The sequence below is a fragment of the uncultured Lamprocystis sp. genome, from assembly GCF_903933125.1.
GTDB lineage: Bacteria > Pseudomonadota > Gammaproteobacteria > Chromatiales > Chromatiaceae > Thiodictyon.
Genome location: NZ_CAIZIZ010000290.1, coordinates 1 through 3341, shown reverse-complemented (window position 1 = coordinate 3341; position 3341 = coordinate 1). Strand labels below are relative to the sequence as shown.

The window sequence follows — 3341 nt, the reverse complement described above, 5'->3', positions numbered from 1 at the left end:
GGCCGGAATGATGATCAAGGCCCCCGTTTCGTTCGCGGCGGCCTGGGTGACGATATCATGGTAAAGACTGACCGCGCGGGTGTAGAGGTCATGCAGGTCCGGGTGGCGGTCCAGGTAGGGCTTGGCCTGCTCGGCCTCGACCATCACGTTCTCCAGAAATTCAATGTCGAAATCATCGAACCGCCCACCGCTGTCCACTTTCGCCTTGATGTCCAGCGCCCGCGGTAATAAGAAATCCGCGAACCGCTCGATGGTGACGGTAAAGACACCCAGTTCCCGCTCGCTGTCGCTCATGGTGTTTCTCCTTTGCTGTGGTTGAGTGTGACGACCGCAGGCGCGGCCTTGATCATCGGCCGGAGAGCATAGCAACTCCAAGCCGAATGTTGGCGTCGGAGCATTGATCGTCGGCAATTCCAGATATCGGGGACATCGCGCGACCCCTGACCGCGGGTGTCGTGTCAGGGCTATAGAGTTTGGGCAAGTATTCCTTGTAGGTTAAGCTGAGGAACGAAGCCCAACGATCAGCCAAACGTAAGGCGCTGAAATGTTGGGGTTCGTTCCTCACCCCAACCTACAGCATTACGATGTTTTCGGGGTTCGGAGCGAATACTTTAACAATCGCTATACCCGCGTCCGCGGCAGCCAGTCGGCCAGGTGTTGTCGCAGTTCCGGCAGCCGGGCACCGGCGCAGACGCGAATGCGCAGATCCGCGGCACGACGCAGGGTGTAGGCCGACAGGTCGAGGTAACTCACCAGCATGGCGCGGGCCTGCAGGCCGCCGAGCAGGTCGGCCAGGGTGTCCAGCTTGTACAGTGCCTCGGCCCCCGGCCCGTCGCCGGGGCCGTCATCGCGCCACCCGCGGGTCTTGCATTCGATGAGATAGAGCCGGTTCTCCATCAGGGTGGTGACGTCCAGTTCATTGGGCACCAAGGCGCCGCGCGCATCGCGGCGGACAATCTGGACCGTACGCGCCAGGTCCTGGATGCGGCGGTCTTCACGCTTCAGGTCGGCGAAGACGGTGTAGACATGGCCCTCCAGCCAGCCGCCGTTGACGATGCCGCGGGCGGCCTCGTGCGGAAACCGCAGGCGGCCTTGCTCCAGACGCAGCAGGCCGGCGTCGGCGAACCGGTCGAGCAATTCGGCCAGATCGGGATCGCGCAGTTGGTGCGGCTCCAGTGCCGGGGACAGCAATTCGCGCTCGGCGCGGTTGGCCAGCCAGTTGAGGGTGCCCAGAGGACGCGCGAGGTGTTGGACGTTGGCCACCAGCCAGGTGTTCAGCGCCTGGTGCGGGGCGCTGACGGGTTGCGTGACGGACGCCTCCAGGCGGGCGCCATGGGCGAGCAGAAAGGCATCGAGACGCACCCGGTTGGCGATATCGACCGCGGGACGATCCGCCGGGTGCAGCCAGATCAGCCGGTCGTGCTCGGGGTGCACATAGAAGATGGGCAAGTCATAGGCGCGGAAGGCCTCGTAGGCGGCGATGCTCATGGGCTTGGTGCCGCCGGTGGCATTGAGCGCGATGGCGCGCGGCGCGATGAGCGCGGACTCCTGCTCCAGCAACTCCAGCACCCGCTGCTGGATGTGCTCCACGTCCCAGGCGTCCTGGATCGGCCAGCGCGCGACACTGATCCCGCGCGGCTTGAGCACCGCCTCCAGCGCCTCCGCCCGCCGGGTCATGTCGGGGCTGACCAGGAGGATGACCCGCCGCGGCGCAAGATCCGGGTCCAGCGCGGGCGTCAGGTTGGGGGTGGGCTGGTTGGAGACCAGGCAGAGGTGGGTGGATTCGGTCATGGCGGTCTCCGTAAGGGCATGCAGGTGGTTGACGCCGTGTCGGCGATTCGGCCTTGATCGCAAAGTCCTGATCCCGATCGGGTCCGCCGCGCGGACGAACGGCCGTGCAGAGCGCGGGCTGACCGGGCTGATGACCTTGACCTCACGGTCATACCAGCGTTTGCAACCGATAGGCCCCGAGCCCGAAGGCCGTGCCCTTGCCGACATGGACCCATTGACCGAACCAGAGCACCGGCCAGATTTCAGCCAGGGCGGGCCCCTGGATGGTCAGTTCGCCGATCAGCCCGCCCAGTTGCATCAGGCTGCCCTGGCGGGAGGAGTAGCGGGTCCAGTCGTGCCAGCGCAGGCGGCAGTCGCGCAGGGTCAGCGTGTCCACCAGGGCGGCGGCGCGCGACCACTCGCTGGCCTGGGGCTGGCCGCCATAGAGGGCGGCGAGGCGCTGCACGCGGATGTGGAGCGGTTGGAGCAAGGTGGTCAGCGTGAAGTCGCGCGGGGCGACAAAGTGACCGTCGCGCTTGATCCGCATGGGGGTGCGCAGATGCAGCCGGATCGCACCCGCGGGGGGCGGCGGCGGAAGTTCGAGCGGACTGGCCGGCAGTTGGCGGTATTCGCCGGTGCCGGCATCATAGACCGGCACCCAGGTGTCGGCACCCAGGGCGGATTGGCGCAGCACGGCGTCCACCGCGAAACGGCCATGGTCGCGGCCGATGCCAAGCTGGCCGGCATTGGCGAGGGCGTGGATGAGATAAGGAACTTGGGTACCGGCCGTGCCGATCAGGGTGACGCCGAGTTCAAGCGGGTCATCGACCGCATAGCGCCGCGGCGCCTGAGGGTCGAGGTCGAGCACATAGGGGTGCGGCAGGGCGGCGAATCCGGCCTGATCGTAACCGGGCGGCGGCGGGGTCTCGAACAGGAGCGAATAGCCGCAGGCATAAGTCAACAGACAACCGTGACAGGTCGGCTGCCGGGTCACGCAGACGGTGCGGCGCAGCCCGTGGCCCAGCAGTCCGCGCCAGGCGGAGCCGGCATAGTCCGGCAGTTCGATGGGGTCCAGCGAGCGCAGTTTGAAGCGCAAGCGCGCCACCGCCGGAAAACGGTCCGGTGTCACCGAACCTTGATGATCGTCCACACCCATCTCAGCCCCCGGTCCGTCTCATCCACGGTTACTTTCGCGCACCTTAGGCCCGCGCGCGGTCCTGCGGACACCCGCTGCGTCCCTTGTGTACTTTCAACGATACTAACCCGGAGTTCGCGGTGTTTGCCACTAGGTTATCGAGCCGGGAACGGCCCTTTTTCATCAGGTGTTGACGTCCTCGGCGCGTCTGTTCTTCCGTGACTTTCGTGGTTATAGCCTTCGTACCTGATATCAAGATAGACCCTTGGTGTAGGGGCGGGTTTGAAACCCGCCCCCAGCAGTTCCAAATTTGGGTGGCCTCCGCCGACCGCGCCCCATCGGCGAGGCGGATGGTGGATGCGCTACGCTTATCCACCCTACGAAACCGGCTCCGCTGTAGGGTGGATAAGGCGCGCCGCTCGGTGTCAGGGACCCG

The 3341-nt window shown here is 65.8% G+C and carries 3 protein-coding genes; all 3 read right to left on the bottom strand.

What is annotated here, in order from left to right:
- A partial coding sequence (locus QZY03_RS14060; RefSeq protein ID WP_295582036.1) for a hypothetical protein occupies window positions 1-294 on the bottom strand: 294 nt, incomplete at its 3' end.
- Between the two features lie 327 nt (window positions 295-621).
- Window positions 622-1791 (bottom strand): DUF1887 family CARF protein, encoded by a 1170-nt coding sequence (locus tag QZY03_RS14055; RefSeq protein ID WP_295582034.1) that lies wholly within the window; start codon window positions 1789-1791, stop codon window positions 622-624.
- Window positions 1792-1939: 148 nt separating this feature from the next.
- Window positions 1940-2920: a CRISPR system precrRNA processing endoribonuclease RAMP protein Cas6 gene (gene cas6, locus QZY03_RS14050; protein WP_295582032.1), complete on the bottom strand. Its 981-nt coding sequence runs from the start codon at window positions 2918-2920 to the stop codon at window positions 1940-1942.
- Between the last annotated feature and the right edge of the window lie 421 nt (window positions 2921-3341).